A 23,042-nucleotide genomic window follows, 5' to 3' on the forward strand; every position below is an offset into this window, starting at 1 on the left:
CAGCCGCCACGCGCTACCGCCCGACAGGGCCCCGGGTCCGTCGAGCCGTCGCGGCCCCCGTCCCGAGCAGGGACCCGGTGCCGTGCCGGAGGACGTCAACGTGCGGCGCCTGCGAGGCGGTCGCCGGCCCGGGCACCGGACCGGTCTCGGGCCGGTCGGACCGGTCGGACCGGTCGGGCCGGGGCCGGCCGGACCGCGACGTCTCGCGGTACCGGCCGAGGGAGGCGGCCCCGAAGACGAGGACGCCGCCACCGAGGAGCACCACGATCGTGGCGCGCAGGCGGCTGGAGAACTGCTCCGTCGCGCTCTCCGGCTCGGCCAGGACGAGCGGCGTGAACAGGAACCGGTCGTCCGCCCCGTGGACCGTCTGCAGCTCACGCAGCTCGTCCTCCAGGACCGTGCCGACGGCAGCGGTGGTCGCGATGGACTCGGCGGGCGTCGGGCCCACGCCGGTGACGTCGACGACGAACCCGTTGCCCCCGACCCCGGGGCCGACGGCGAACTCGGTCCCGACACCGGCGGCCTCCAGATGCCTCAGCGTCGACTCCGTCCCCAGCCGTGCCATCAGCGCGTCGGTCACCAGGTTGGTGTCCGCGGACCGCAGGTACGGGTTGTCACCGTTCAGCGCCGCGAGGTCGGGGTCCGCCTCGAGCTCCTGGGACGACGGGACGTTCGGGTTCACCAGCGCGTACGTCCCGGTCGACTGGTAGGACCGCGGCGCGAGCTGGAAGACGTACGCGGCTGCCACGAGGGCGACCAGCACGGCGGGTGCGACGTACCATCGCTGGCGCCACAGCACCCGCAGCACCTCAGTGGGATCCATCGGGCTCCTCCTCCTGGCGAACCAGCAACCATGCAGCTCCGGACAGGCCCACCAGCGCGGGGAACGTGAGGGCGAAGACCGGGAACGACAGCGAGTCGAACGTCAGCGAGCAGACCGCACCCGCGAGGGTGCCGGCCGCGAGCGCACCGGCCAGGCTCCGCAGGCTCGGCGAGCGGGCGGTCCGGGCGGCGTGCAGCCCGGCGAGCCCGGGCAGGACGAGGTAGACGACCGTCCCGACGAGGCCCACCAGTCCCATGGTGACCAGCGAGTTCAGGTACTGGTTGTCCAGGATGTGCAGCGCGTTGGTGGGCATGTAGTTCCCCGGCCCGAGTCCCAGGACCGGGTGGGCGTCGACCATGGCCACGACCCGGGGGTAGTTGCCGAGCCGGGTGGCGATGGACGGGTCGGACGCGTCGGCACCGAGAGCGCCGCCGAGCGTGCTCAGCAGCCCGGGGACCGACAGGAAGACCGCCGCGAGCACCACGGGGGACGCCACGAGCACCCACCGTCGCGCCGTCCGGGTCAGGAACGGGACGGTCACCCCCACGGCCACCGCGAGCCCCAGCACGCCGGAGCGCGAGATGCTGGCCGCCACCGCGAACATCAGGGCCGCGGTCTGGGCCCAGTGCAGCCAGGTGCGGCCCACGTCGTCGAACACCAGGCGCCAGAGGGACAGCGGCAGCAGCATCGCCGCGACGACACCCAGCTCGATCGGGGAGAAGGCAACACCGGCGACGCGGACCAGCGCACCGCGGGGCTGGAACGAGGTGTTGCCGCCGTTGTCGGTGAAGCCGGGCATCGCGTACTGCATCCAGTCGACCGGGTTCACCGAGAACACGAACTGGACGATCGCGAACAGGCAGCAGACGAAGGCGCCGTTCAGCAGCGCTCGCACGCACCGCGCCGCGTCCGCCGCCGACCGGACGCTCTCCGCGCACACCGTGACGAGCGCGGCGCTGGCGATCACGAGCAGCAGCCAGCGTTCGCCGGCGGCGCGGGTGGTCTCCGTGCTGCCGCCGCTGGCGCCGACGTAGAGCGACGCGGCCGACGCGACGGTCGACAGGAGCAGGCAGGAGACCGCGACCCGGCCAGGATGGCGGGCCGCCAGCGGGTCGTGCAGGCCCCACGCCCACGAGGTCAGCCAGAAGGCCGCGACCAGCAGGGCCAGCAGCATCGGCACGGTGCCGGCCGCGCCGATCGGCTCCACGACGAGGCTGGCGGGGAAGATCCCGATGCTGCAGAGCGTCGCTCGCAGCAGCAGCGGCACGGGGGAGGCCGTCGGGAGGCGCTGCGTGGCCGTGGCCACCTGCGCGGGTGCGGCGGTCACGGTGCGGAGCACCCCCGGGACGCACCCGGTGCGTGTGCGTAGCGGTACAGGTGGACCGCCTCCCCGTCGGCGAAGTGGTCGTCGAACGCGCCGTCGACCAGCGCCAGCTCCCTGTCCTCGCCGAGGACCGTGACCGGCCCGTCGGTGGCGCACCGCAGCCGGAACGTCACGTCGACACCCCGGTGGTCGGTCGCGGCGGCGAGCAGGTACTGCTCCCCGCCGTGGACCTTGACGGCGGTGTCCACCGGCCCGTCCGCCGCCACCGCTCCGTCCAGGAACGGGGCGGTGAGCGCCGGCGCGAGCTCGACGAGCTGGCGGTTCACCTCGACCACCCAGGGGCGGACGTCGTCGCCGCACGGCTCGCGCAGCAGGTGGAAGGACTCGCAGTCGCCGCCGAAGCTGTGGTTGAAGTAGACGATCCCGCGCGCGCCGTGGATCACGCTGCTCCAGACCGCGGCGCGGACCTGGGGTCCGGTGATGGTGGGGGCGTCGTCCTCCGAGGCCGGGTGCCCCAGCTCGACGAACGCCCAGACGGGCTTGCTCCCCGCCGGCTCGACCAACGAGCGCACCCGCTCCACCGTCCAGCCGTAGTTGGCCGCCCGCCGGCACTCGGCCGGGGCCAGGTCCCGTCCGCCGCCGACGACGGCGCCGCCCTCGTCGGCACGGCAGATGTTCGGGTCCGTGAACCAGTAGGTGTCGGCGGAGACGACGTCCTGGTGGTCGTTGACGAAGCGGCGCGCCTCGGCGTCGTCGAGCCAGAACACGACGCCCTTGCCGTAGTTGGCGTAGGTGAGGCCCGCCTGCGGCAGGCCCGAGCGGAGCGTCTGCTGGATCGTGTGGCCGCAGCCGGTGGTGCCGGTGACCGGCGTGCAGACCTCGCCCTGCCCTGGCCACAGGCCCGTCCATGGCGCGTCGCCCGGTCCCGCCCACATGTCCACCTCGTCGGCCAGGACGAATCCGTCGGCCAGCGCGTCGTCGCGCCCCACCATGGCCGCCATGCCGCTGCCCTCGAGCACGGACAGGTCGGAGTTCGCCGTCAGGTCGACGTACGTGGTGAGCCCGGCCTGCCGGTCGAGCGCGACGTCACCGGCGTCCACGACGCTCTCCAGCCACACCCCGACCGGGAACCAGTCGTGCTGCGCAGGCAGGGTCGGCCCGAACCGCGCGTAGTAGTCGGGCCCGCCGTCGACGGCCCGCCAGGACGGTCGGGTGCGCGAGGGCGCACCGCTCGACGGCGGTCCGCTGCCGGGCGACGGATCGGCCGGGACCGTGCAGGCGACCAGCGCGAGGGCGAGGGCGAGAGCAAGGGCGGCCGGGAGGGTCCGGCGCGATCGCGCCCTCACGTGCCGCTCCCCGCGGCGCAGGTGCGCTCGACGAGCTCCAGCAGCGTGCGCGCGCTGCGCTCGCTGGCGAAGGCCGACTCCACGTGGCGGCGCGCGCTCGTGCCGAGCGTCGTCGCGAGCGTGGGGTCGTCGGCGAGCCGGCCGACGGCCGCCGCGATGCTCCCGGGGTCACCAGGCGTCGCCAGCAGCCCGGTCCGGCCGTCCTCGACCAGGGCGCGCACCCCGCCGCCGTCGCACACCACGACGGGCAGGCACAGCGCCATGGCCTCCATGATCGCGACGCCGAGCGGCTCGGCGTGGCTGGCGAGCGCGAAGACGTGAGCGGACTCCAGCTGCGCGCGGACGTCGTCCTCGCCGACCGTGCCCAGCAGCCGGACCCGGTCGCCGAGCCGCAGGCGTGCGATCTCGCGCTCGAGCTCGCGTCGGTAGCCGGCTCCACCGTGCTCGTCCTCGCCCGCGACGACGAGCCGGACGTCACGCCCGGCGTCGGCGAGGGCGCGGACCGCGCGGACGAGGTCGACGTGCCCCTTGCTCGGGTTGAGCCGCCCGCAGCTGACGATGCGCAGCGGGCCGCCCGACCGGCACGGCACGTACGGGCGCGTGCGGACGAACCGGCCCGGGTCGATGCCCATCGGCGCGACCGCGAGCGTCGCGGGCAGGTCGCCGTCGAGCGCCTGGACCACGTCGCGGTGCAACGGGTCGGTGATGACGAGCCCGAAGGAGGCGTGGCGCCACTTGCCACGCTGGTTCCCCCCGTAGTCGGCCAACGGTCCGTGCAGCGACAGGCTGTAGGTGGGGCCGCCGAGCAGACGGGCGAAGGTGGCCACCTGGGCTGCGCCGGCGCACGAGTGCACGTGGACGTGCGGCAGGCCCTCGCGGCGGGCGAGCACGGCCAGCCGCGCACCGGCGAGCAGCAGGGCACCGGCGCGCACCGGCCCCTCGGCGGCCGTGACCGTGCCGAGCTCCCGGACGACATCGCGACTTCGCCCGGAGCGGACCGCGCGGACACCGACCACGACGCCGTCCATCGCGGCGCCCGGGGACCAGTCGGTCAGGTAGCGGGTACGGGCGGCGGCCGGCGCGGCCCAGGCGTGCACACCGGTGGTCCCGGTCGGGCGCCGCGTCGACAGGAGCACCGGTCTGGCCCCCGATCGCCGCAGCGCCTCCAGCTCACGCCAGAAGAACCCGTGCGTCTGCCCGGGGAACTCCGGCACGAGGTAGCCGAAGGTGGCCGGCGGGGAGCCGCCTGCCCCGTCGGCCCGGGCCAGGCGGTCCCAGGACGACGGCGTCAGGACCGCCCGCAGCGCGCGTCGGTGCGCGGGACGGCGCACCCGGAGGAGCTCGGCGAGGACGACCACGACGCGGAAGGCGGCGGCGTACGGCCTGGACCGGAACCTGCGGACGTAGCGCACGCGGTTGACCGAGGACAGCGCGGTGAGCCCGGGCGAGGTACCCGAGCCGCCTCCGGCGTGGACGACCACGGCGGCCGGCTCGTACCAGATGCTCGATCCCGCATCGCGGGCCCGGCGGCAGTACTCGGTCTCCTCCGAGTACAGGAAGTACCGCTCGTGCCAGGGGCCGAGCGACCGGGCCAGCGACGAGCGGACGAGCAGCGCCGCGCCGGTGGCCCAGGCCACCGGGTGCGGACGGCCGTAGGCCTCGTCCCGCAGCACGGTCTCCGACAGCCAGGCCGGACGCCTCCGGTGCCACCGACCGCCGACGAGGGCGTCGCCCAGGGTGCCCAGCAACGACGGCTCGCGGCGCAGCGACCGGGAGAGCGCACCGGTGCGGTCGAGCATCCGTGGCACCACGATCCCCGCCGGGCCGGCGTCCAGGCGTCGCAGCAGCGCCGCGATGCTGCCGGGCTGCAGCACCAGGTCGGCATTGAGCACCAGCACGGCCCGGCACTCCCCGAGGTGCTCCACGCCGACGTTGATGCCGCCCGCGTACCCGAGGTTCTCCCGGAGGCCGACCGTCACGACGTCGGGGTGCGCGCTCCGCACCACGTCGAGCGTGCCGTCCCGCGAGCCGTTGTCGACGACCACGACGCGCAGGGACACGGTCGCCGTCTCGCCGCGCACCGAGGTCAGCACCGCGTCGACGTCGGCGGCGCTCCGGTGGGTCACCACGACGACCCCGACGTCCACCGGGGTGCCCGGCGGTGCGAAGCCGCGGGGATGAGCGTCCGTCCGCGCCGCGTGACCGCCGGGGGCACGCGGTGGGACGACGGTCGTCCCGGGGCCCGTCACGCGCGCGTGCTCTCGTCGCGCTCCCACGGTCGAGGGCTGCGCCCGTGACGCCGGGCGCGTGCCAGGGTGACCAGTGCGGCATACACGACCGCGTCGACCACCGCTCCCGGGCTCCGCATCGTGCCGGCCACCTCGATCAGGGTGCGGCGGGTCGACGACCGACCGGTCGAGCCGATCAGCGCGCGGATCTCGGCGTTGCCGCGGTAGGTGCGGCCCAGCACCGCGAGCAGGCTGCGCGTGGTGCGAGGTGCCGCCACCCGTACCGGGGGAGCAGCGACCACCACCTTCTCCTCGGGGCCGAACAGCTCGTCGACCCACAGGTCGTCGGCCAGCAGGGTGGGGAAGCTCCCGAGGCGGGCGTGACCCTCCTCGGAGAGTCCGTACACGCCGGCACCCCACAGCGCGCGGCCCGTCGAGGCGAGCCCCCGCCGGGTGCGGTGGTACGCGCGGACCGCCGCGGACGCTCCGGTGACGTCCGTCTCGGCGGGCGGGCGGGCGGCGAGCCAGAGGCCCACGGACAGGGCGCGCAGGGTCGCCTCCACGGCCGCCGGCTCGAGGCGCACGTCGGCGTCGACGTACATCCGCGGATGCGCCCGGGCCGCCTCGTCGCCGGCGTTCAGCGCGGCGGGCTTGGAGCTCTCCGCCAGCTCCAGCACGCGCACCCCGGGGAAGCCGCGTGCGATGTCAGCGGTGGCGTCGGTGCAGCCGTTGCAGACGACCACGACCTCGACCCCCACCGCCTTGGCCCACCCGGCGATCGGCGCGAGTGCGTGCGCGATGACCGCCGCCTCGTCGTGGGCCGGGATGATGACGGCGCCCCGGACCGCCGTCGACGCGTGCGCCGTCGCGTCCGGGGCGGGCACGTCGTCGGACGCCGGGACGGCGAGCGGGAGCGGGGGACGGGCACGGCGGGCGCGCGGCAGCGACTCCCGCCTCGGGGGCACGAGCAGAGCCTCCAGCGCCGAGCGGTGCCCGGGGTCCCGGACCCGTGCCAGCGAGGCGGCGGCGGTCACCGCGAGGGTGGCGGCGGCCGCGGACCACGAGCAGTGCTTGCGCGCGTAGCGGACCCGGTTCACCTGCAGCAGCGCGGTCAGCGACGGCGAGCGCCCGGAGCCGCCGGCCTCGTGCCGGACCCGGGCGGCCGGCTCGAACCAGACCTCCCACCCCGCGGAGCGGGCCCGCCTGCAGTAGTCGGTCTCCTCCGAGTACAGGAAGAACCGCTCGTCCCACGAGCCGACCGACGCCACCACGTCGGAGCGGATGAGCATGGCGGCGCCGGTACCCCAGTCGACCGGGTGCGGCCACGTGTAGCAGGCGGGGTCGCGCACGGTCTCGGAGAGCCACGCGGGTCGGTCCCCGAGGTGGCGGCCCAGGACGGCGTCCCCCAACGCCCGGGTGACCGACGGCTCCCGGCGCAGCGAGTGCGACGTCGTGCCGTCACCGTCGAGCAGGAGCGGCAGGACGATCCCCGCCTGCGGGCGGTCCAACCGGCGCAGGAGCGCACGCACGGCCCCCGGCTCGACCACGAGGTCGGCGTTGAGGACGAGGACCGCGTCGACCCCGTCCAGGTGCTGCAGACCGAGGTTGATCCCACCGGCGTACCCGAGGTTCCCGGGTGCGGGGACCGTGAGGACGTCGGGGTGGGCGCGGGTGCGGGCCAGCGTGCCGTCGGACGAGTCGTTGTCCACCACGACGACGCGCATGGCGACGTCACCGGCCTCGCCGCGCAGGCTCTCCACCAGGCGGTCGACGTGCGACTCGTTGTCGTGGGTGACGACCAGGACGCCGAGCGCCGCGTCGGCGTCGTGCGGGGCGAAGCGGGCGGCGGGCGCCGGCGGGCGCTCCAGCTGCGCGGTCACGACCGACCCGCCGTGGTCGGCACGGGCTCGGGCGTCCACGGCATCAGCACGAAGCTGCGCCTGGCCAGGACGGTGAACGCCGGCGGCCCGTCGACCAGGTAGCGACGAGCGAGGCGGCGGGGCTCCAGTGCCAGCCGCCACGCCCACTCCATCCCGTGGTCGCGGACCGCCTCCGGGGCGCGCTGCACCGCGCCGGCGAGGAAGTCCACGACCGCGCCGAACGCCAGGAGCACGGAGGCGCCGGTCGCGGGTCCGTGCTCGACGATCCAGCGCTCCTGGCGGGGCTTCCCGAGCCCCACGACGAGCAGCTCGGTGCCGGCGTCCCGGGCGCGGCGAGCCCACGCGCGGCACCGGGTCGGGTCGTCCAGGTCGGCCCGGTCCGGCGACCAGAGCCCCGTCACCGGGAGGTCCGGACGCTCCTCGGCCAGTCGTCGCGCCAACGTGGTGAGGACCTCCGGCATCCCGCCGAGGAAGCCGACGCGGATGCGCTCCGCCTCCGCGCGGTCGAGGAGCGGCCCGATGAGGTCGCTGCCGGCCAGCCGGGGCCAGGGATGCCCGGTGAGATGGCTCGCCTGGCGCACCAGGGGCGCCCCGTCGAGCAGGTTGAGCCACCGCACCGCCGTCGCGCCCTCCCCACGGTCCGGGCCGGTGTCACCGTGCACACCGGTCCGGGACCCGCCGGGGAACGGCTCACCGGCGTCCGGGTGCGCCCACAGGAAGGGCACCCGCGCGGACGGTCCGTGGTGACCGAAGTGGTGGATGTGGTCGAGGTTGGCGCTCATGACACCGAGCGGCCACGGCTGTGGCCCTCGGACGTGGTCGATGATCGTGTCGATCGCGACGTCGTCGTCGAAGAGATCTACCGGCGTCCCGCCGAGCAGGACGCGGGGCCACACTGCGGAAGGCTTCATGTTCCACCGCCGTCTTCGTGCTTCGTGAGGCGCCACGGGGGCGCGCAGGGGATGCCGGTGGGACCGCACGGGTGCACGCCCAGGGCGCGTCACCCGGTCGTCACCGGCTTGGCTGTCGACTGCTCGGCGGTGCGCGTCGCGGCGCAGCGCCGTCGTGGTCGTCCCGGTCCCAGGGGCGCCCGCAGCCGCGCTGGTGCGGTGCGGACGACCAGGATCGGCGGACGTCGGATCCGCCTCCGCGCGGTGGGCCGGCGGGGCAGCTGGTTGCTCGTGCAAGACCGGATGGGGGACAGCCGTGCGCCGCTGGTCGAGCGGCGCCCACGGGGCGAGCCGCTCGGGTGAACGGCGCGCGAGCTGCACCCGGTCGGGTGGGGAATGGACTCGGACCCACATGCGGGATGGCTCGAGCTGCGTGGGTGGACCGACCGTATGAGGCGGGTCCGCGGGGTGGCAAGGCGGCGTGCAAAACTCCCGTAATCTGCGCTGGTGTCACCACCGAAGCGCCTCGCGGTTGAGTTCGGCAATAGGCGTCCACCGGGCCGGCGGCCCGCACGGGTCTCACCCTCCCGGCGGGTGAGAAAAGCCCGCCGAGGGCCGTCGTCCCGCTGCGCGAGACGGTGCAACACCGGCGCAAAACGACGGTTGTGCCCATTTCACCGGCGCCCTACTGTTCGGACCGTCGTGCGAGGCGACGTCCCCGGCCACCATTCGGGGCGGCGCCACCGTCCGACGGAAGCTGACGCCTCGGCGGACCACGGGTGGGCAATCGACCCGTCGAGCGTGCGGAACGAGTGCCGGCGCTGGGGAGCGCGAGGCTCGTTCGGCGTCGAGGTCGCGCCGCCGGACCGCCTGGCCCCGGGCCCTGTTCCGAGCGGGCAGGTCGCGGTCGGGTCCAGCCCGGTCGCCGGCGTCCTCGTCGTGACCGCGCGTCGTCCCGAGCCAACCGCGTCGCGGCGAGGCGCGTCTGCCCGATCGTCCCTGTACGGCGCACCCGCGCCTCGCACCCCAGTGGAGTGACCATGACGGAAGATGTGGCCGGCCGAGCGCCGTCCAGCGTCCTGATGCCGAAGCTGACCCGACGCGAGACCGTCGTCCTGCGGGAGCTGCACCGAGGTCTGACGCTCGAGGAGATCGCGGCGCGTCTCTACGTGTCCCGGAACACGATCAAGTCGCAGGTCCAGAGCCTGTACCGCAAGCTCGGCGTCTCCAACCGGTCGGACGCCGTCGCGTTGGTGGCGGCGCGGCCCAGCGCCGTGGGCCTGGACCGGAAGCGGCCGGCCGCCACCGGGCTCCCTGCCGGGGGAGCTCTCCGACGTGGCACGGACGGCTTCAGGCCGGAGCTGTCACGCCATGTCGAGGGCACCTCGCGGTCGTCGGTCGTCGGGTTGCGGGGGACGGTCGGAACCCGACCGGGCTCGCCGGCGCATGGCCTTCAGGACCTCGCGAGCCGGCGCGACGGTGCGTCGACGTCGCTACGCGGCGGGGCCCAGGACGGGCAGCGCCTGGTGAGCGTGCGGTGGCACGGGCAGCCGGCGGACGACTGGGGTCCGTCCTGCGCCGCTCTGGTGCGTCTTGCGGCCCAGCAGCAGGCGGCACGCGACGTCCTGGACTCGATCGACGCGACCATCGCAACGGAGGTCGCCAGCACCAGGGCGCGCGGCGCGACATGGAGCGAGATCGGCGCCGCTCTGAAGATGACGCGCCAAGCGGTCCGACGACGTTTCGAGGAGAGTCAGCAATACTGCTCGGGTTAGACGCACGCGACGGCGCGGCCGGGTCGTCACCCACGTCCGTGCTTCCGGTGCCGCAATCTCCGCGACGCTTTCTCGATCTGCGCGGAATGTCACGCCAGGTGGGACGGGTGCGTGTGTCCCAGAGCTCCTCCATGCTTTTCCTCGGTTCACCCGCTACGGGGCGGCGTCGGCTGCGACCGGTCGGGGGACGGGCGCCGGCGACGACCACACGGAGCGCTGTCGGGCTCCGCGGGTCGAGGTGTCCGGATCCCGAGGTCCGTCCTCGCGCTCGTCGCCCACCCGGATGCTCGCGCCGCGCGACCTCCGGTCCGGGCATGGACGTCACGCCCGGCGCCGGCTCAGCGGTGGTCCCCGTCCCCGCGAGGCCGAAATCCGGACAAATGCCCCCCGGTGGGTGGCGGGTGCAGTACGTTCCGCGCATCCATGCGGTCGGTGGCCGGGCAGTCGTCCGTCGCCGAGCTGGTTGCTCGGGGGGGGTGCGCATGACGGTCGGGTACGACGACGACGACGCGCTGTACGAGTCCCTCGAGGTCCGCGTCCTGGGCCCGCTGCGCGTGCGTCGCGCGGACGGGACCGTCGTGCAGCCCGCCGAATGGCTGTCGTCGCAGACGGCCGACCTGCTGCGCCTGCTGGCGCTCCATGTGAACGAGCCGGTCGCCGTGGACGACCTGGTCCAGGCGCTGTGGCCCAAGGCGGACGAGGCCCGCGGCCGGGCGAGCCTGCGGAACTCCGCCTCGCGCCTGCGCAGGGTGCTCGGCGAGGACTGCGTGCAGCGCCGGCTCGGGAGCTTCGTGCTCACGGGGGCGTGGGTCGACGCCCAGGCGTTCCGCAACCTCGCCCGCCAGGCCCGTCGTGAGATGGTCGCCGGTGCCTTCGCCCAAGTCGTGACCACCGCCCGTGAGGCCGAGGCGGTCTACCTGGGCGAGTTCCGGACGCAGAACGAGGGCGCCGAGTGGGGCCTGCGCGAGCGGGATGCGCTGGCGGCGATGTTCCGCACCGTGCTCGTGGACGCCGCCGAGGCGGCGCAGGCTCTCGGGTGGTGGCACGACGCGGTCGGCTTCGCCGAACGGACCCTGCTCCTGGAGCCGTGCTCGGAGCGGGCGTTCCGGGCACTCATGTCGGCCCAGCACGGGCTCGGCGAGACCGCCCTGGCGTTGAAGACGTACGACCGGTGCCGGCGGGCGCTGGCCGAGGACGTCGGGGCCGACCCCTCGGCCGAGACGCGGGAGCTGCACCTGCGGCTCCTGGCCGACGAGCCCGTGGTCGTGGACGCGGCGCCGTTCAGCGGCCGCAGTCACGAGTCGCAGTGGCTCCAGGAGATCGTCGAGACGGCTGCGGCGACCGGCGAGCCCACGATGGTGTGCGTCACCGGCGCGCCGCACGCCGGGAAGACCCGGTTGGTCGAGCACGCCGTCGCCGCGGTCGACGCCCCGCTGCGCACCGTCACGTGCGCGGCCTCCCGCGACCCGTGGCCGGACGTGCTGAGCGCGCTCGAGGACCTGGGTGCCGGTGTCCCGCCGGTCGGCGCCCCCGCTGCGGTACCGCGCGGGGACGTCTCGGTCGTGCTCGTGGACGACGTCCACCTGCTGCCGGACACCGGTGTCGACCAGCTCGGCGAGCGGCTGCCCACGCTCTGCGGGCCGGTGTGCGTGGTGCTGGCAGGCCGCTCGCCCGACGTCGACGCCCCGGCGCAGCGGCTGGCCCGACGTTGGGGCGCCCGCGGCAGCCTGCTCGCGGTGCCCCCGCTGGGGTCGGAGGAGGTGGCCGAGCTGTGCACCGCGCTGCTCCACGGCGAGGTGTCGACGCAGCTCGCCGACGACGTCGTGCAGCGCACCGGCGGGCTGGCCGGCTCGGTCGTCCCCCTGGTGCGGGAGTGGGCCGCAGCCGGACGCATCGCCGCCACCGGGTCGGGGCTCGTGGTGCTGAACCGCGGGGCGGCGGCGCAGACGGACGTGTCGCTGCGCCAGCTGCTCGTCGAGGCCGTCGCCCAGCTCCCGGCGGCCGCGCTCGACCTGCTGCACCTCGTCGCGGTGATCGGGCGGCCGGTCACGGTGGAGGTGCTGCTGCCGCTGACGTCCGCGCTCGGGCTCGCGACCGGGGCGAACGACTTCCGGTGGCTGCGCAGCACCCTGGACCACCTCACCGACCTGGCCCTGCTCACCTCGACCGAGGCGGGTCTGGCTCCGCGGGACCCTCTGTTCAACGATCTTGTGCTGACGTGGCTGCGCCCGAGCGTCCGCCGGCAGCTGCACCGCAAGATCGCGGAGCGCGCCTACATCTCCTCGGCCGAACGGGTCGAGCACTGGACGCGTGCCGGTGAGCCACAGCTCGCCCGGGCCGCGGCCATGGACGCCGCGGCGGACGCCGCCGAGGAGCACCAGCACGAGCGCGCTCGCCTGTACCTCCGGCGTCTGTGCCACGCCTCGGAGGAGACGAACGCGACCCCTGCGGACCGCGCCGAGCTGTACGAGCACTGGGGGGACGCCGCCGCGCTGCTCGGTCGGATGCCCGAGGCGCGCGCCGCGTACGCCACGGCCGCGGCGACCGCCTGGGCACACGAGCTGCCCGATCACGCCCGCCTGGACGCGAAGTGCCGCGGTGTCATGGCCGGCACGCCCCTGCCGGCGACGGACCCGGCACCGGCGCCCTCGTCGCAGCGTCCGGAGCCGCCGAGGCCGCGCGTCGACCTCTCGCGGACGCCGGGGGCGCCGGCCGGCCGGCCGGCCTCGTCGCCGTCCCCGTCCTCGTGGCCGTCCTCGTGGTCGTACCCCGGCGGGCCGACACCGGGCGACCTCCTCGAGGAGCACTGCGAGCAGGCGATCCGCGACGCCGACGCGCTGGGGGACCCGGACGTGCGGGCGGCGGCGCGCATCGCGTCCGTGTGGGACGTGGGCATCCCGCAGCGACGGTTCCGCGCCGTGCGCCGCACCGCCATGCAGGCTCTGGAGCTCGCGCAGGACCCGGCCGTCCAGGCCCAGGCGCTCGCGGCAGGCTGGCTCGCGGCGGCGCTCGTCGGGGACGCCTCGGCCGTCGAGCCCCTGCCCGACCGGGCCCTCGGAGCGTGCTGGGGCGACGTCCTCGGTGCCGGGGACGCAGCACTGCTGGCCGTGCGGTGCCTGGTCGCGCACGACCTGGGCGGGGACGACCTCGGGGTGCTGATGAGAGCCGCCGCGCAGCACGGCCTTCTGCGGGACCCGCTGTCCTTCCAGTGGCTCGGCATCCGCCTCGCCACCGAGCGTGGTGACCTCGCCGAAGCCCTCGAGATCGACGGCACCCCGACGCCCAGCAGCGCCTCGCCGCTCGTCCGCGCCCTGCGCGCATGCGCCTCGGGAGCCCTCGCGATGGAGCTCGGACGCTCCGAGGACGCGCAGGCGTCGCTGGTCACGGTGCTCGAGCAGGCGTCCGGCTCCGGCGTGACGCTACCCGTACCGGAGGCCGCAGCCCGCCAGGTCGTCCTCCTGGCCCGCGATGACCCGCCCAGCGCCCGGCGCTGGTTCGACCTGTTCGAGGAGTCGTTGGACGGCCAGGAGTTCCCCCGGGAGACCGTGCTCAAGCTCATCGCCCGGGCGGCGATGCGGTCGGCGGACGGACGACCCGCCGACGCGGCCGCCGCGGCGGCCGGCGCGGCCCACACCGCGGAGCGTGCCGGGCTGGTGCACCTCGCGGCCCTCGCGCACCGGCACCGCGCGATCCATCTGGCGGCGGCCGGGAACGTGTACGAAGCGCGGCTCGCAGCAGCCGCGGAAACCCGCTGGCGCCGTCACGGCGGTCTCGACGCACTCTCGAGGATGGACGAGCCCGAGACCGAGGTCGCGGTTCGCCGACCGCTGCCGCTGCGCGACTGACCCGGCTCCGGCGTCGGCCGTGCAGCGGCCTCGGTGGCCACGCCCCGCTCGCTCGGCCCCGGCCCCGACCGACCGGGGACGGCGCGTCAGCGCCGCCCGCAGGTCGTGCGCCGGCCGAGCCGGCGCCCTGATCCCCGAGAGCCGGATCCAGCAGTTTAAGCCGGCGACGAAGGCGTGGGTGGATCGCCGTGCCGGGCGACGCCGGGTTGGTGCCGTGGCGAGTCGTCACAGCATCTGCGGCGTCCCACCGTGGTCACCGCTCGGACGCGGTGATCCGTGGGTCGAGGCCGTACTGGCGGGGCACGCCGAGGTTCGCCCGCAACGTCGTGCCCGGGTACTCGGTGGGGTAGATGCCGCGCTCCTGCAGGATCGGCACGACCTCGTCGACGAAAGCGTCGATGCCGTCTTCGTAGATGTCGGGTGTCACCCAGAAGCCGTCGGCGGCTCCTGCCTCGAACCACTCCTGCAGGTGGTCGGCGTGGAGCTTCCCCGGGCCCACGACCGTGGGGTGGAAGTCGATGACGCCGTGGGCGAGGACGTCGCGCGGGGACCACCCCTCGCGGGCCACCGCCAGAGCGTTGGACGAGCGCGGGTCGCTCGGTGAGGCGTATGCGGAGGCCAGCTGATCTGGCGTGAGCGGTTCGTCGAAGCGATCGGGCTGGAGCTCGATTCCGAGCATGGCGCCGAGGTGGGGGAGACGGGCCTCGATGACGTCGCCGGCGTACCTCAGGCGACGGTCGAGGCCCTCACGCACGGTCGGCGTGACGGTGGTCATGATGCCGGGGATGTACTTGATCTCGTCGGGGTCGCGGCCGGCTTCGCGTGCCGCTTCGCGCACGAGCTCGCGCTGGGCGCGTGCCTCCTCGATCGTCCACACCTCGGCGATGAAGCCGCTGGCGTAGCGGCCCGCGATCGACAGCAGGTGCGGGCTCGGGCCGCCGGACGTGAAGACGACGGGCTGGCCCTGCTCCGACGGCGGGATCGCCAGGGGACCTCGGGAGGCGACGTACTGGCCCTGCAGGTTGATGGGTCGCAACCTGGACGGGTCGATGAAGCGGTTCGCCGCCTGGTCCCTGATCCACGCGTCCTCGTGCCAGCTGCCCCAGAGCGCCTGGACGATCTGGATCGCCTCGTGTGCGCGCTGGTACCGCTCGGCGCGCTCGGCGACAGGTCGACCGTAGTTCGCGGCGACCGCCGGGTCACTGGTCGTGACCGCATTCCAGCCGGCGCGGCCGTGGCTCATGACGTCCAGGGCCTTGAACTGGCGTGCTGTGTTGAACGGCTCCTGGAACGTCGTCGACCCGGTCGCGACGAACCCGATGCTGGTCGTCTCGCGGGCGACTGCGGCCAGCTGGATCAGCGGGTCCATGAGGTTGCTGAGCGGCGAGTGCTCGACGTCGCCGCGCACGGCGGGGAAGTCGGGCGTGAACAGGAAGGCGAACTTGCCGCGCTCGGCAGCTCTGGCATGACGCACGGTGGCGTCGACGTCGGCGTAGGTGCCGGGGTCCACGTGCGGTGCGCGCCAGGCGCCGTACAGGCCACCGTAGCCGTCGATCATCCCCATCCCGAGGACGAGCTTCTTGTCCGTCATGGTCAGCGGGCCGCCGTCTCGCGGACCGCTCCGTCGGTCGCCTCGGCAGCGACCGCCGCACCGTCGACCGCCATGCCGCCTGCCGGGGCGGCGGCGCTCACCACGACCGCGACCGTCGGCCCGTCGACGAGCGCCCCGTCCACGGGCGTGCCGTCGGCGGCGCAACTCTTCGCCCGGCCGAGGAAGACGGAGCCCACCAGGACGACCAGACCGACGGCGAAAGCTGTCAAGAAGGCGGCGTTCGCGGCGGCCTCGGCCTGGGCCGTGCCGAGCACGCCGGCGTCGCGTGCACCGGAACCGATGGTGTACGCCGAGATGAACACCGCACCGAAAGCGGCACCGGCGAGCTGCTGGACGGTGGCGAAGGCCGCGGAGCCGTGGGGGACGAGCTCGGCCCGCAGAGCGCCCATCGCGCTCGTCGTGAGCGGCGCCCACATCGTGGCCATGGCGCTGGTGAACACCAGCCAGGTGGTGATCAGTGTGATGACGCTCGTGCTCTCGTCGACCCGGCTGAGGAACCACAGGACGACCAACCAGACGATCGCAGCCGGGATCACCAGCGGGCGCGGTCCGACGCGGTCGTACACCCGGCCGCTCAGGGTCGCCATGATCGAGATCGCCGCGCCGCCCGGGATCAGGAAGAGGCCGAGCTGGAGGTTGCTCAGGCCGGTGACGTTGGTCAGCACCAGCGGAATCACGACCAGCAGGCCGATCCCGTTGCCCGCGACGAAGACCATCGTCAGGATCGGCAAGGTGAACGCCTTGCGGGCGAAGATCCGCATGTCCAGGAACGCGCTGTCTCGACGCTGCAGCGGGATCTGCCGGAGGACGAACGCCACCAGGCCGACCAGCCCCACCACGATCGGCAGGTAGGGGGAGACGGGGGCGTGCCCGGAGGACGCCTCGCCGATCAGGGACAGTCCGTAGACCAGGCCGCCGAACCCGACTGCGGACAGCAGCAGCGACAGCAGGTCCAGGGTCACGGGCTCCGGCGTGGTGACGTTGCGCAGCTTCCAGGCGCCCAGCGCGAGCGCGACGATGGCGATCGGCAGCATCAAGATGAACAGCCAGCGCCAGCTGAGTGCGGACAGCACGAGACCGGACAGCGCCGGGCCGAGAGCCGGCGCCACGGACGGGACGGCCGTCGTGATCGCCATCATCTGGCCGCGGCGGCCCGCCGGGACCAGGCGCATGGTCGTGGTCATCAGCAGGGGCAGGAAGACGGCGGTGCCGGACGCCTGGATGACCCGGCCGGTCACCAGGACGCCGAACGTCGGCGCGATCGCGGCGAGCGTCGTCCCGAGGATGAAGAGCGACAGCGCGACCAGGAAGATCGTCCGCAGGTGGAAGCGACGCATCACGAAGCTGCTGGCCGGGATGAGCACGGCCATGGTGAGCAGGAAGCCGGTCGTGACCCACTGCCCGGTGCTCGGACTGATCCCGAAGTCCTCGATCAGCGTCGGCAGCGCGACGCCCAGGAGCATCTCGTTGAGGAACACGATGAACGTCGAGACCATCAGGACCCCGATGACCAGCGCGACGCCCGGGGGGAGCCGGTCGCCGGAAGAGGTCGTCGATGCCGGAGGTGCGACGTCGGATACCGAGAGGGTGGTCATGTGCGTGCTCGCCGTCTTGTGTGGGGTCTGGAGAAGGTCGGTCAGTGGGGCGTGCCGGCCCGTCGGCGGGCAGAGGGGAAGTCGAGGCGGGCGGACGAGCTGGCACCCGGCGTGCGCGGGGACCGCCAGTCGTGGCGCATGAGAGCGAGCCCAGCCGGGCCTGGCCGGATCAATGCCGGACACGCCGTCCGCTTGCCTGAGAGGACGATAAGGACGTAGTGTCCGCTTGTCAACGGAAGGGGTGATCGTGTGACGGCCGACCCGGCAGCGGGGTCCCGGAAGGTCCGCTCCGACAGGGAGCGCAACCGCGGCCACATCCTGGACGTGGCCGAAGAGTTCTTCGCCGAGCAGGGCGTGGGCGGGCCGATGCACGACATCGCGAAGCGCGCGGGGCTGGGGCCGGGAACGCTCTACAGGCACTTCCCCACCCGTGAGGCGCTGCTCGCGGCTCTGCTCCAGGCCCGCTTCGACGAGCTGCTGGCTCGACGCGCGGCGATCGAGGAGCAGGAGCGCGACTCAGGGGTGGCGCTGGAGCGCTGGCTGGAGGCGCTGGGCGAGTACGTGACGGTCTTCGACGGACTGCCGGACCCCCTTCGGATCGCGCTGTCGCAGCAGACGTCGCCGCTGGCGATCACATGCGAGGTGCTGGTGGAGAGCACCGGCCAGTTCCTGGCTGCGGCGCAGCGCGACGGACGGGCCCAGCCATGGGTCCGCGACCGCGAGCTGGTCCTCGGTGTGTTGGCGGCGGCGTGGGTCAGCGGTGCGGCACTGGCCGACGAGAACTCCAGCCAGGGGCTGCGGGCCATCTTGCGCGCGGGGTGGGGGGCGTCTGCGACCGGCGCCGGTCCACGAGCTTCGGGCGTCGTCGATCACGACCCCCCCGGCGCACTGGAGACCTGAACGCCGCCCTCCCGCCCCTAGCCTCCGCCACCACGACCGAGCGGGGCGGAAGATCCTTCGCGGGTCGAATCGGTCGGTTCACCTGCGGCTGATCGAGCAGCGGCGCGGATTTCCCTTGCCCACGTTCTGCTCTGGACTCACACCCGGTACATGGACGCGTGCCCGGCGGTACGCCCCGGCGCGTCCCCACACCTCACGCACAACGACAGGACCTACCGTGACGCAAGCAGCCGAAGCTCCATCGACGTCCTCGACAGCGGCGCACGCCACTGCGACTGCCGGCAGTGATCCGCACGCGGCCCGCAACCGCCTGGTCATCGGCATCCTGATCGTCTCGGCCTTCGTGGTCATCCTCAACGAGACGATCATGAGCGTGGCCCTGCCGACACTCATGAGCGACCTGGGCATCAGTGCCACACGGGCTCAGTGGCTCACGACCGGGTTCCTGCTCACGATGGCCGTCGTCATCCCCGTCACGGGGTTCCTGCTCCAGCGCTTCCGCACCCGGCAGATCTTCCTGCTGGCGATGACCTTGTTCAGCATCGGCACCTTGATCGCCGCCGTCGCCCCCGGGTTCGCCGTCCTCCTTGCCGCGCGAGTCGTCCAGGCCAGCGGCACAGCGATCATGCTCCCGCTGCTGATGACCACGGCCATGACCCTCGTCCCGGCAGCCGCACGCGGGCGCACCATGGGCAACATCTCGATCGTGATCGCCGTCGCCCCGGCGATCGGCCCGACCATCTCCGGGGTCATCCTGGCGGCCTTCCACTGGCGGTACATGTTCATCCTCGTCCTGCCGATCGCCATCGCCGCGCTCGTCCTGGGCGCCGTGAAGATCCAGGACGTGACCGAGCCCCGCAAGGTCCCGCTCGACGTGCTGTCGGTGATCTTGTCCGCTCTCGCGTTCGGTGGGCTGCTCTACGGGCTGTCCGCCGTCGGCGAGGGCGCCTCCCACGAATCGCAGCCGGTCTCCCCGCTGGTGCCCGTCGCCGTCGGGGTCGTCGCGCTAGCCCTGTTCATCGGCCGTCAGGTGCGACTGGCCCACGTGTCCGCGCCGCTGCTGGACCTGCGCACCTTCGCCAGCAAGAACTTCACGATCTCCATCGTGATGATCGCGGTGTCGAGCATCACGCTCTTCGGCAGCCTGATCCTGCTGCCGATGTACATGCAGTCCGTCCTCGGCCTGGACACTCTGACCACCGGGCTGCTCCTTCTGCCGGGCGGCCTGATCATGGGCGTCCTGTCGCCGCTGGTCGGACGCGTCTACGACCGCGCCGGTCCGAGGGCGCTTCTGGTCGGCGGCTCGGTCCTGGTCAGCGGGGCCTTGTGGACCATGGCGACGGCGCTGCACGCGGGAACTCCCGCGTTCATGATCCCGGTCGTCCACGTCATCCTCAGCATCGGCCTTGCGATGACGTTCACCCCGTTGTTCAGCGCCTCCCTCGGCTCGCTCGAGCCCCGGCTCTACTCCCACGGCAGCGCCATCCTCAGCACGGTGCAGCAGGTCATGGGAGGCGCCGGCACAGCGCTGTTCGTGACGCTGCTCTCCACAGGCGCCGCGGCTCGCCTCGCCGAGGGTGCCAACGCGACTGACGCCACAGCAGCCGGAGTGGGGCGCGCGTTCTTCGTCGGAGCGCTCATCAGCCTGCTCGCCATCGCCGCAAGCTTCTTCATCCGCAAGCCGCAGACGGTCGGAGGAACGCCCGCCCCGACGATGCACTGACAGTCACGTCGGAATGGGCGTGGGCGACTGCCGACCTCGCTCGAGGAACTCGGTCGAAAGTGTCCTGGGGCATGGTCGCGAGCCTCGTGTGCCGACGAGTCCAGCGCTGTGGCGACGCACTGACCTCGAACCCAGGACTCGTCGAGCACGGCCTTCCGGGCGCAACTTCACCGGCGACGGCGACGGCAGTGCCGTGGAACACCCGACCCGGCAGGAATAGACCTCGACCGCTACCGGCTTGTGCTGCGAGTGGTGCTCGACGGCGATCATCTCCCTCCTTTGCCCCGACGAACGGATCCCACGTGCCCGACCTCTTCTCCCCTCTCGAAGCCGGTGACCTCTCGTTGGCGAACCGCATCGTGATGGCACCTCTGACACGCACTCGCGCAAGCGCCGATGGTGTACCGACCGAGGTGATGGTCGACCACTATGCGCAGCGCGCGAGCGTCGGTCTCATCATCAGCGAGGGCACCTTTCCGAGCCCCGCCGGGAAGGGTTTCGACGGCCAGCCCGGGCTCGTGACCGCCCCGCAGCTCGCCGGCTGGCGGAAGGTCACCGACGCGGTGCACGCTCAGGGAGGGCTGATCGTCGCCCAGGTCATGCACGCCGGCCGTGCCACCCATCCCGACATCTCCGGGCTCCCCGTCGAGGCGCCGAGCGCGCTCGCCATCGACGGCGAGACCCGTGCGGCCGGGAGGAAGGTGGCCTACCCCGTTCCGCGCGCGCTCGACACCGATGAGCTGCCCGGCATCGTGGACAGCTTCGTGCGCGGCTCGCAGAATGCGGTGGACGCGGGGTTTGACGGCGTCGAGCTGCACGCCGCCAACGGCTACCTGCTCCACGAGTTCCTCGGTGCCACGTCGAACGTACGCACCGACGCCTACGGCGGAACGCCCGAGAACCGCATCCGGCTCGTCGTCGAGGTGGTCGAGGCCGTCGCCGCCCGGTTGGGGGCGGGCCGCGTCGGGATCCGCATCTCGCCCGAACGCAACATCCAGGGCCTCATCGAGAACGACCCGGCAGACGTCGACGCGGTCTACGGCGGCCTCATGGACGCCCTTGCTCCGCTCGGCCTGGCGTTCGTCAGCGTGCTGCACCCCGAACCTGCCGGTGCCCTGGTGCAGGGACTTCGCTCTCGGTTCAGCGGCGCCTTCCTCGTGAACACCGGATTCGCTGAGGCCACCACCCGCGACGAGGCGCTCGCCCTGATGGAAGATTCCTTGGCCGACGCGGTCGTGGTGGGGCGCGCCGTCATCGCGAACCCCGACCTGGTGCGCCGCTGGAAGGACGAGCTCCAGGAGAACGAGCTCGACTTCTCCACGCTCTATGCAGACGGGGCGATCGGCTACACCGACTACCCGACGCACGACGAGGCCGAGGCGCTGGACCGCGCGGCAAGCTGACCGTCGGGGTGCCGGCCCCGGTAGAAGTGACCACAGGTCCGCGCCACGCAGTGCGCGGTCCACCACACGCCCTGGTGAACCTCTCCGTGCCCGAGTGATCTGACCTCGACATCAGCTGCGCGGTACACCATCCAGAGAAGCGTTCAGAAGGAGGAAGGTCCCGTGAACATCGGAATCATCGGTGCGGGTTCGATCGGCTCGACGATCGCGCGACGTCTGAGCCGATGCGGGCACGACGTGGTGATCGCAAACTCCCGCGGCCCCAAGACGATCGGCGAGTCCGCTCTTCGTACCGGAGCGCGGGCCGTGACTGCTGCAGACGCCGTGAAGGGTGTCGACGTGCTGATCGTCTCGGTCCCGATGAACCGCAACGGGGACATCGCCGCTCACGTCCGGTCTGCTCCGGAGAATGCGATCGTCATCGATACCTCGAACTACTACCCGATGCGCGACGGGACGGTGCAGGAGTTCGAGGAGGGCCTACCCGAGAGCGTGTGGGTGTCGGACCTGTTCGGGCGCCCCATCGCGAAGGCGTGGAATGCGATCACCTCGCAGTCCTTCGACACGAAGTCCTCGGACCCGGGCGATCCTGCTCGCGTGGCCATTCCGGTGGCGGCGGACCGTGATGCTGATCGCCGGGTCGCCATGGCTCTGGTGGAGCAGACCGGCTTCGATGCTTTCGACGCGGGTGTCCTCGCCGAGTCGTGGCGCCAGCAACCCGGTGCGCCCGTCTACTGCACCGATCGGACGCTCGAGGAGATGCCGCGCTGGCTGACCGCTGCGGACAAGGAACGAGTTCCGCAGCGTCGGGACCTCGCGATGACAGTCATCGGCGAGTACGCCCGTGCTGGCGGCAGCGTGAGCGGCCGCTTCCTCGTGGCGATCAATCGCGCTTGCTACAGCTGAGCCGTCCTCCGAGCCGTATCGCGTCGAACCCGATGTCCACGTCGCCGAGGCCGAAGGAATCGATCTGCCGCGAGGCCGTCGTGGCGTTGATCCACCGGTACGACGACTTCGTGCTCCGCCCCGCTCGCACGGCGGGCTGAACAGCCGTACGAAACCGAGGGCCGCACGAGGTACCGCGTCACCGCGGACAACCAGATCGAGGTTCCCGAGGCGGCGCCCGCCCGTCAGGGCCTCCAGCCGGTGGTGGCGCTGTCCGTCAAGAGGTTCGGCGAGCACACCCAGGTCCGAGCCGGCGAGCCCGTCGCCTTCTCGCTCGACGCCAAGGTGCCGCCGGGTACCGGCACAACCGTGAGCGCCGCATGGGACGTCCAGGGCACCGGTGCCTTCCCCGTCAAGACGGCCACCTCGAGCCCCCTCGTGAAGGGCCTGACGGCGACGTACACGTCCACCGAGCCCGGGACGCACATCCCCGTGGTCCGGGTCACCTCGCAGCGCGACGGCGACACCGGCACGCCGTTCGGGAAGATCTCCGACCTCGATCGCGTCCGGGTGGTCGTCGTCGACCGACGGCAGCGGGGCCCTCCGGCACCGGTGATCGCTCGCGCGATACGGCACCTCGGAGGGCCCCGTTCCGTGGTCGGCACAGGGCGGCGTCGATCAGCGTCCGCCGCGCCGCGGCGAGCTCATCGACGGCGTCGAGCTGCCATGCCAGGTGGTACAGCCCGACGGTGCCGGGGACCTGCGTGGGGAACCGGCTCGGCGCAGTCCGGGTCCGCGACGAACAGCCCGGCG

14 protein-coding genes are annotated in these 23,042 nt (G+C 73.2%); 6 read left to right on the forward strand and 8 right to left on the reverse strand.

Going from position 1 to position 23,042, the window contains the following annotated elements; translation table 11 throughout:
* Nucleotides 1-13: 13 nt before the first annotated feature.
* From CAE01nite_RS05315 to CAE01nite_RS05340, 6 genes are read right to left on the reverse strand one after another with little or no spacing between them, the layout of a single operon-like run.
* A complete protein-coding gene (locus CAE01nite_RS05315; RefSeq protein ID WP_146901038.1) occupies nt 14-823 on the reverse strand; it encodes a chain-length determining protein in 810 nt (269 codons plus the stop codon).
* Nucleotides 810-2,150 (reverse strand): O-antigen ligase family protein, encoded by a 1,341-nt coding sequence (locus CAE01nite_RS05320; protein WP_146901041.1) that lies wholly within the window; start codon nt 2,148-2,150, stop codon nt 810-812. Before CAE01nite_RS05320 ends, CAE01nite_RS05315 begins: the two co-directional genes overlap by 14 nt.
* Entirely contained in the window at nt 2,147-3,493 is a 1,347-nt protein-coding gene (locus tag CAE01nite_RS05325; RefSeq protein WP_146901043.1) for a hypothetical protein, read from the reverse strand. Before CAE01nite_RS05325 ends, CAE01nite_RS05320 begins: the two co-directional genes overlap by 4 nt.
* Nucleotides 3,490-5,769: an exopolysaccharide biosynthesis GT4 family glycosyltransferase EpsE gene (gene epsE, locus CAE01nite_RS05330; protein ID WP_307724971.1), complete on the reverse strand. Its 2,280-nt coding sequence runs from the start codon at nt 5,767-5,769 to the stop codon at nt 3,490-3,492. Before epsE ends, CAE01nite_RS05325 begins: the two co-directional genes overlap by 4 nt.
* Nucleotides 5,739-7,640: a glycosyltransferase family 2 protein gene (locus tag CAE01nite_RS05335; protein ID WP_222595834.1), complete on the reverse strand. Its 1,902-nt coding sequence runs from the start codon at nt 7,638-7,640 to the stop codon at nt 5,739-5,741. Before CAE01nite_RS05335 ends, epsE begins: the two co-directional genes overlap by 31 nt.
* Nucleotides 7,598-8,512 carry a WecB/TagA/CpsF family glycosyltransferase gene (locus tag CAE01nite_RS05340; protein ID WP_146901052.1) on the reverse strand — a complete coding sequence of 305 codons (915 nt, stop codon included), beginning with the start codon at nt 8,510-8,512 and terminating at the stop codon, nt 7,598-7,600. The genes CAE01nite_RS05335 and CAE01nite_RS05340 overlap by 43 nt, the downstream gene beginning before the upstream one ends.
* Before the next feature lie 1,019 nt (nt 8,513-9,531).
* Between CAE01nite_RS05340 and CAE01nite_RS18850 the strand changes: the two genes are divergently transcribed.
* Nucleotides 9,532-10,266, forward strand: a complete 735-nt coding sequence (locus tag CAE01nite_RS18850) for a LuxR C-terminal-related transcriptional regulator (protein ID WP_146901055.1) — start codon at nt 9,532-9,534, stop codon at nt 10,264-10,266.
* A 482-nt stretch (nt 10,267-10,748) separates the two neighbouring features.
* Nucleotides 10,749-14,111, forward strand: coding sequence for an ATP-binding protein (locus tag CAE01nite_RS05350; protein WP_186816432.1), 3,363 nt, complete (start codon nt 10,749-10,751; stop codon nt 14,109-14,111).
* Between the two features lie 253 nt (nt 14,112-14,364).
* On the opposite strand, the gene CAE01nite_RS05355 is transcribed toward CAE01nite_RS05350, so the two are convergent.
* Together CAE01nite_RS05355 and CAE01nite_RS05360 are read right to left on the reverse strand one after the other, a co-directional pair.
* A complete protein-coding gene (locus CAE01nite_RS05355) occupies nt 14,365-15,702 on the reverse strand; it encodes an NtaA/DmoA family FMN-dependent monooxygenase (RefSeq protein ID WP_146901061.1) in 1,338 nt (445 codons plus the stop codon).
* 2 nt (nt 15,703-15,704) lie between these two features.
* A complete protein-coding gene (locus CAE01nite_RS05360; protein WP_146901064.1) occupies nt 15,705-17,318 on the reverse strand; it encodes a DHA2 family efflux MFS transporter permease subunit in 1,614 nt (537 codons plus the stop codon).
* Nucleotides 17,319-17,567: 249 nt separating this feature from the next.
* Between CAE01nite_RS05360 and CAE01nite_RS05365 the strand changes: the two genes are divergently transcribed.
* From CAE01nite_RS05365 to CAE01nite_RS05380, 4 genes are all read left to right on the forward strand, one after another.
* Complete coding sequence (locus CAE01nite_RS05365; protein ID WP_146901068.1) at nt 17,568-18,218, forward strand: TetR/AcrR family transcriptional regulator; 651 nt, start codon at nt 17,568-17,570, stop codon at nt 18,216-18,218.
* Between the two features lie 217 nt (nt 18,219-18,435).
* A complete protein-coding gene (locus tag CAE01nite_RS05370; protein WP_146901070.1) occupies nt 18,436-19,941 on the forward strand; it encodes an MDR family MFS transporter in 1,506 nt (501 codons plus the stop codon).
* 302 nt (nt 19,942-20,243) lie between these two features.
* Nucleotides 20,244-21,344: an alkene reductase gene (locus CAE01nite_RS05375; RefSeq protein WP_281285560.1), complete on the forward strand. Its 1,101-nt coding sequence runs from the start codon at nt 20,244-20,246 to the stop codon at nt 21,342-21,344.
* 162 nt (nt 21,345-21,506) lie between these two features.
* Nucleotides 21,507-22,250, forward strand: a complete 744-nt coding sequence (locus tag CAE01nite_RS05380) for an NADPH-dependent F420 reductase (protein WP_146901076.1) — start codon at nt 21,507-21,509, stop codon at nt 22,248-22,250.
* Nucleotides 22,251-23,042 lie beyond the last annotated feature (792 nt).

This window comes from Cellulomonas aerilata, from assembly GCF_007991755.1.
Classification (GTDB): Bacteria; Actinomycetota; Actinomycetes; order Actinomycetales; family Cellulomonadaceae; genus Pengzhenrongella; species Pengzhenrongella aerilata.

What these genes read in the sequence shown, in the direction of transcription:
- CAE01nite_RS05340 (WP_146901052.1), bottom strand. Translation starts at nt 8,512, where the DNA reads ATGAAGCCTTCCGCAGTGTGGCCCCGCGTCCTGCTCGGCGGGACGCCG.
- CAE01nite_RS05355 (WP_146901061.1), bottom strand. Translation starts at nt 15,702, where the DNA reads ATGACGGACAAGAAGCTCGTCCTCGGGATGGGGATGATCGACGGCTAC.
- CAE01nite_RS18850 (WP_146901055.1), top strand. Translation starts at nt 9,532, where the DNA reads ATGACGGAAGATGTGGCCGGCCGAGCGCCGTCCAGCGTCCTGATGCCG.
- CAE01nite_RS05315 (WP_146901038.1), bottom strand. Translation starts at nt 823, where the DNA reads ATGGATCCCACTGAGGTGCTGCGGGTGCTGTGGCGCCAGCGATGGTAC.
- CAE01nite_RS05350 (WP_186816432.1), top strand. Translation starts at nt 10,749, where the DNA reads ATGACGGTCGGGTACGACGACGACGACGCGCTGTACGAGTCCCTCGAG.
- CAE01nite_RS05360 (WP_146901064.1), bottom strand. Translation starts at nt 17,318, where the DNA reads ATGACCACCCTCTCGGTATCCGACGTCGCACCTCCGGCATCGACGACC.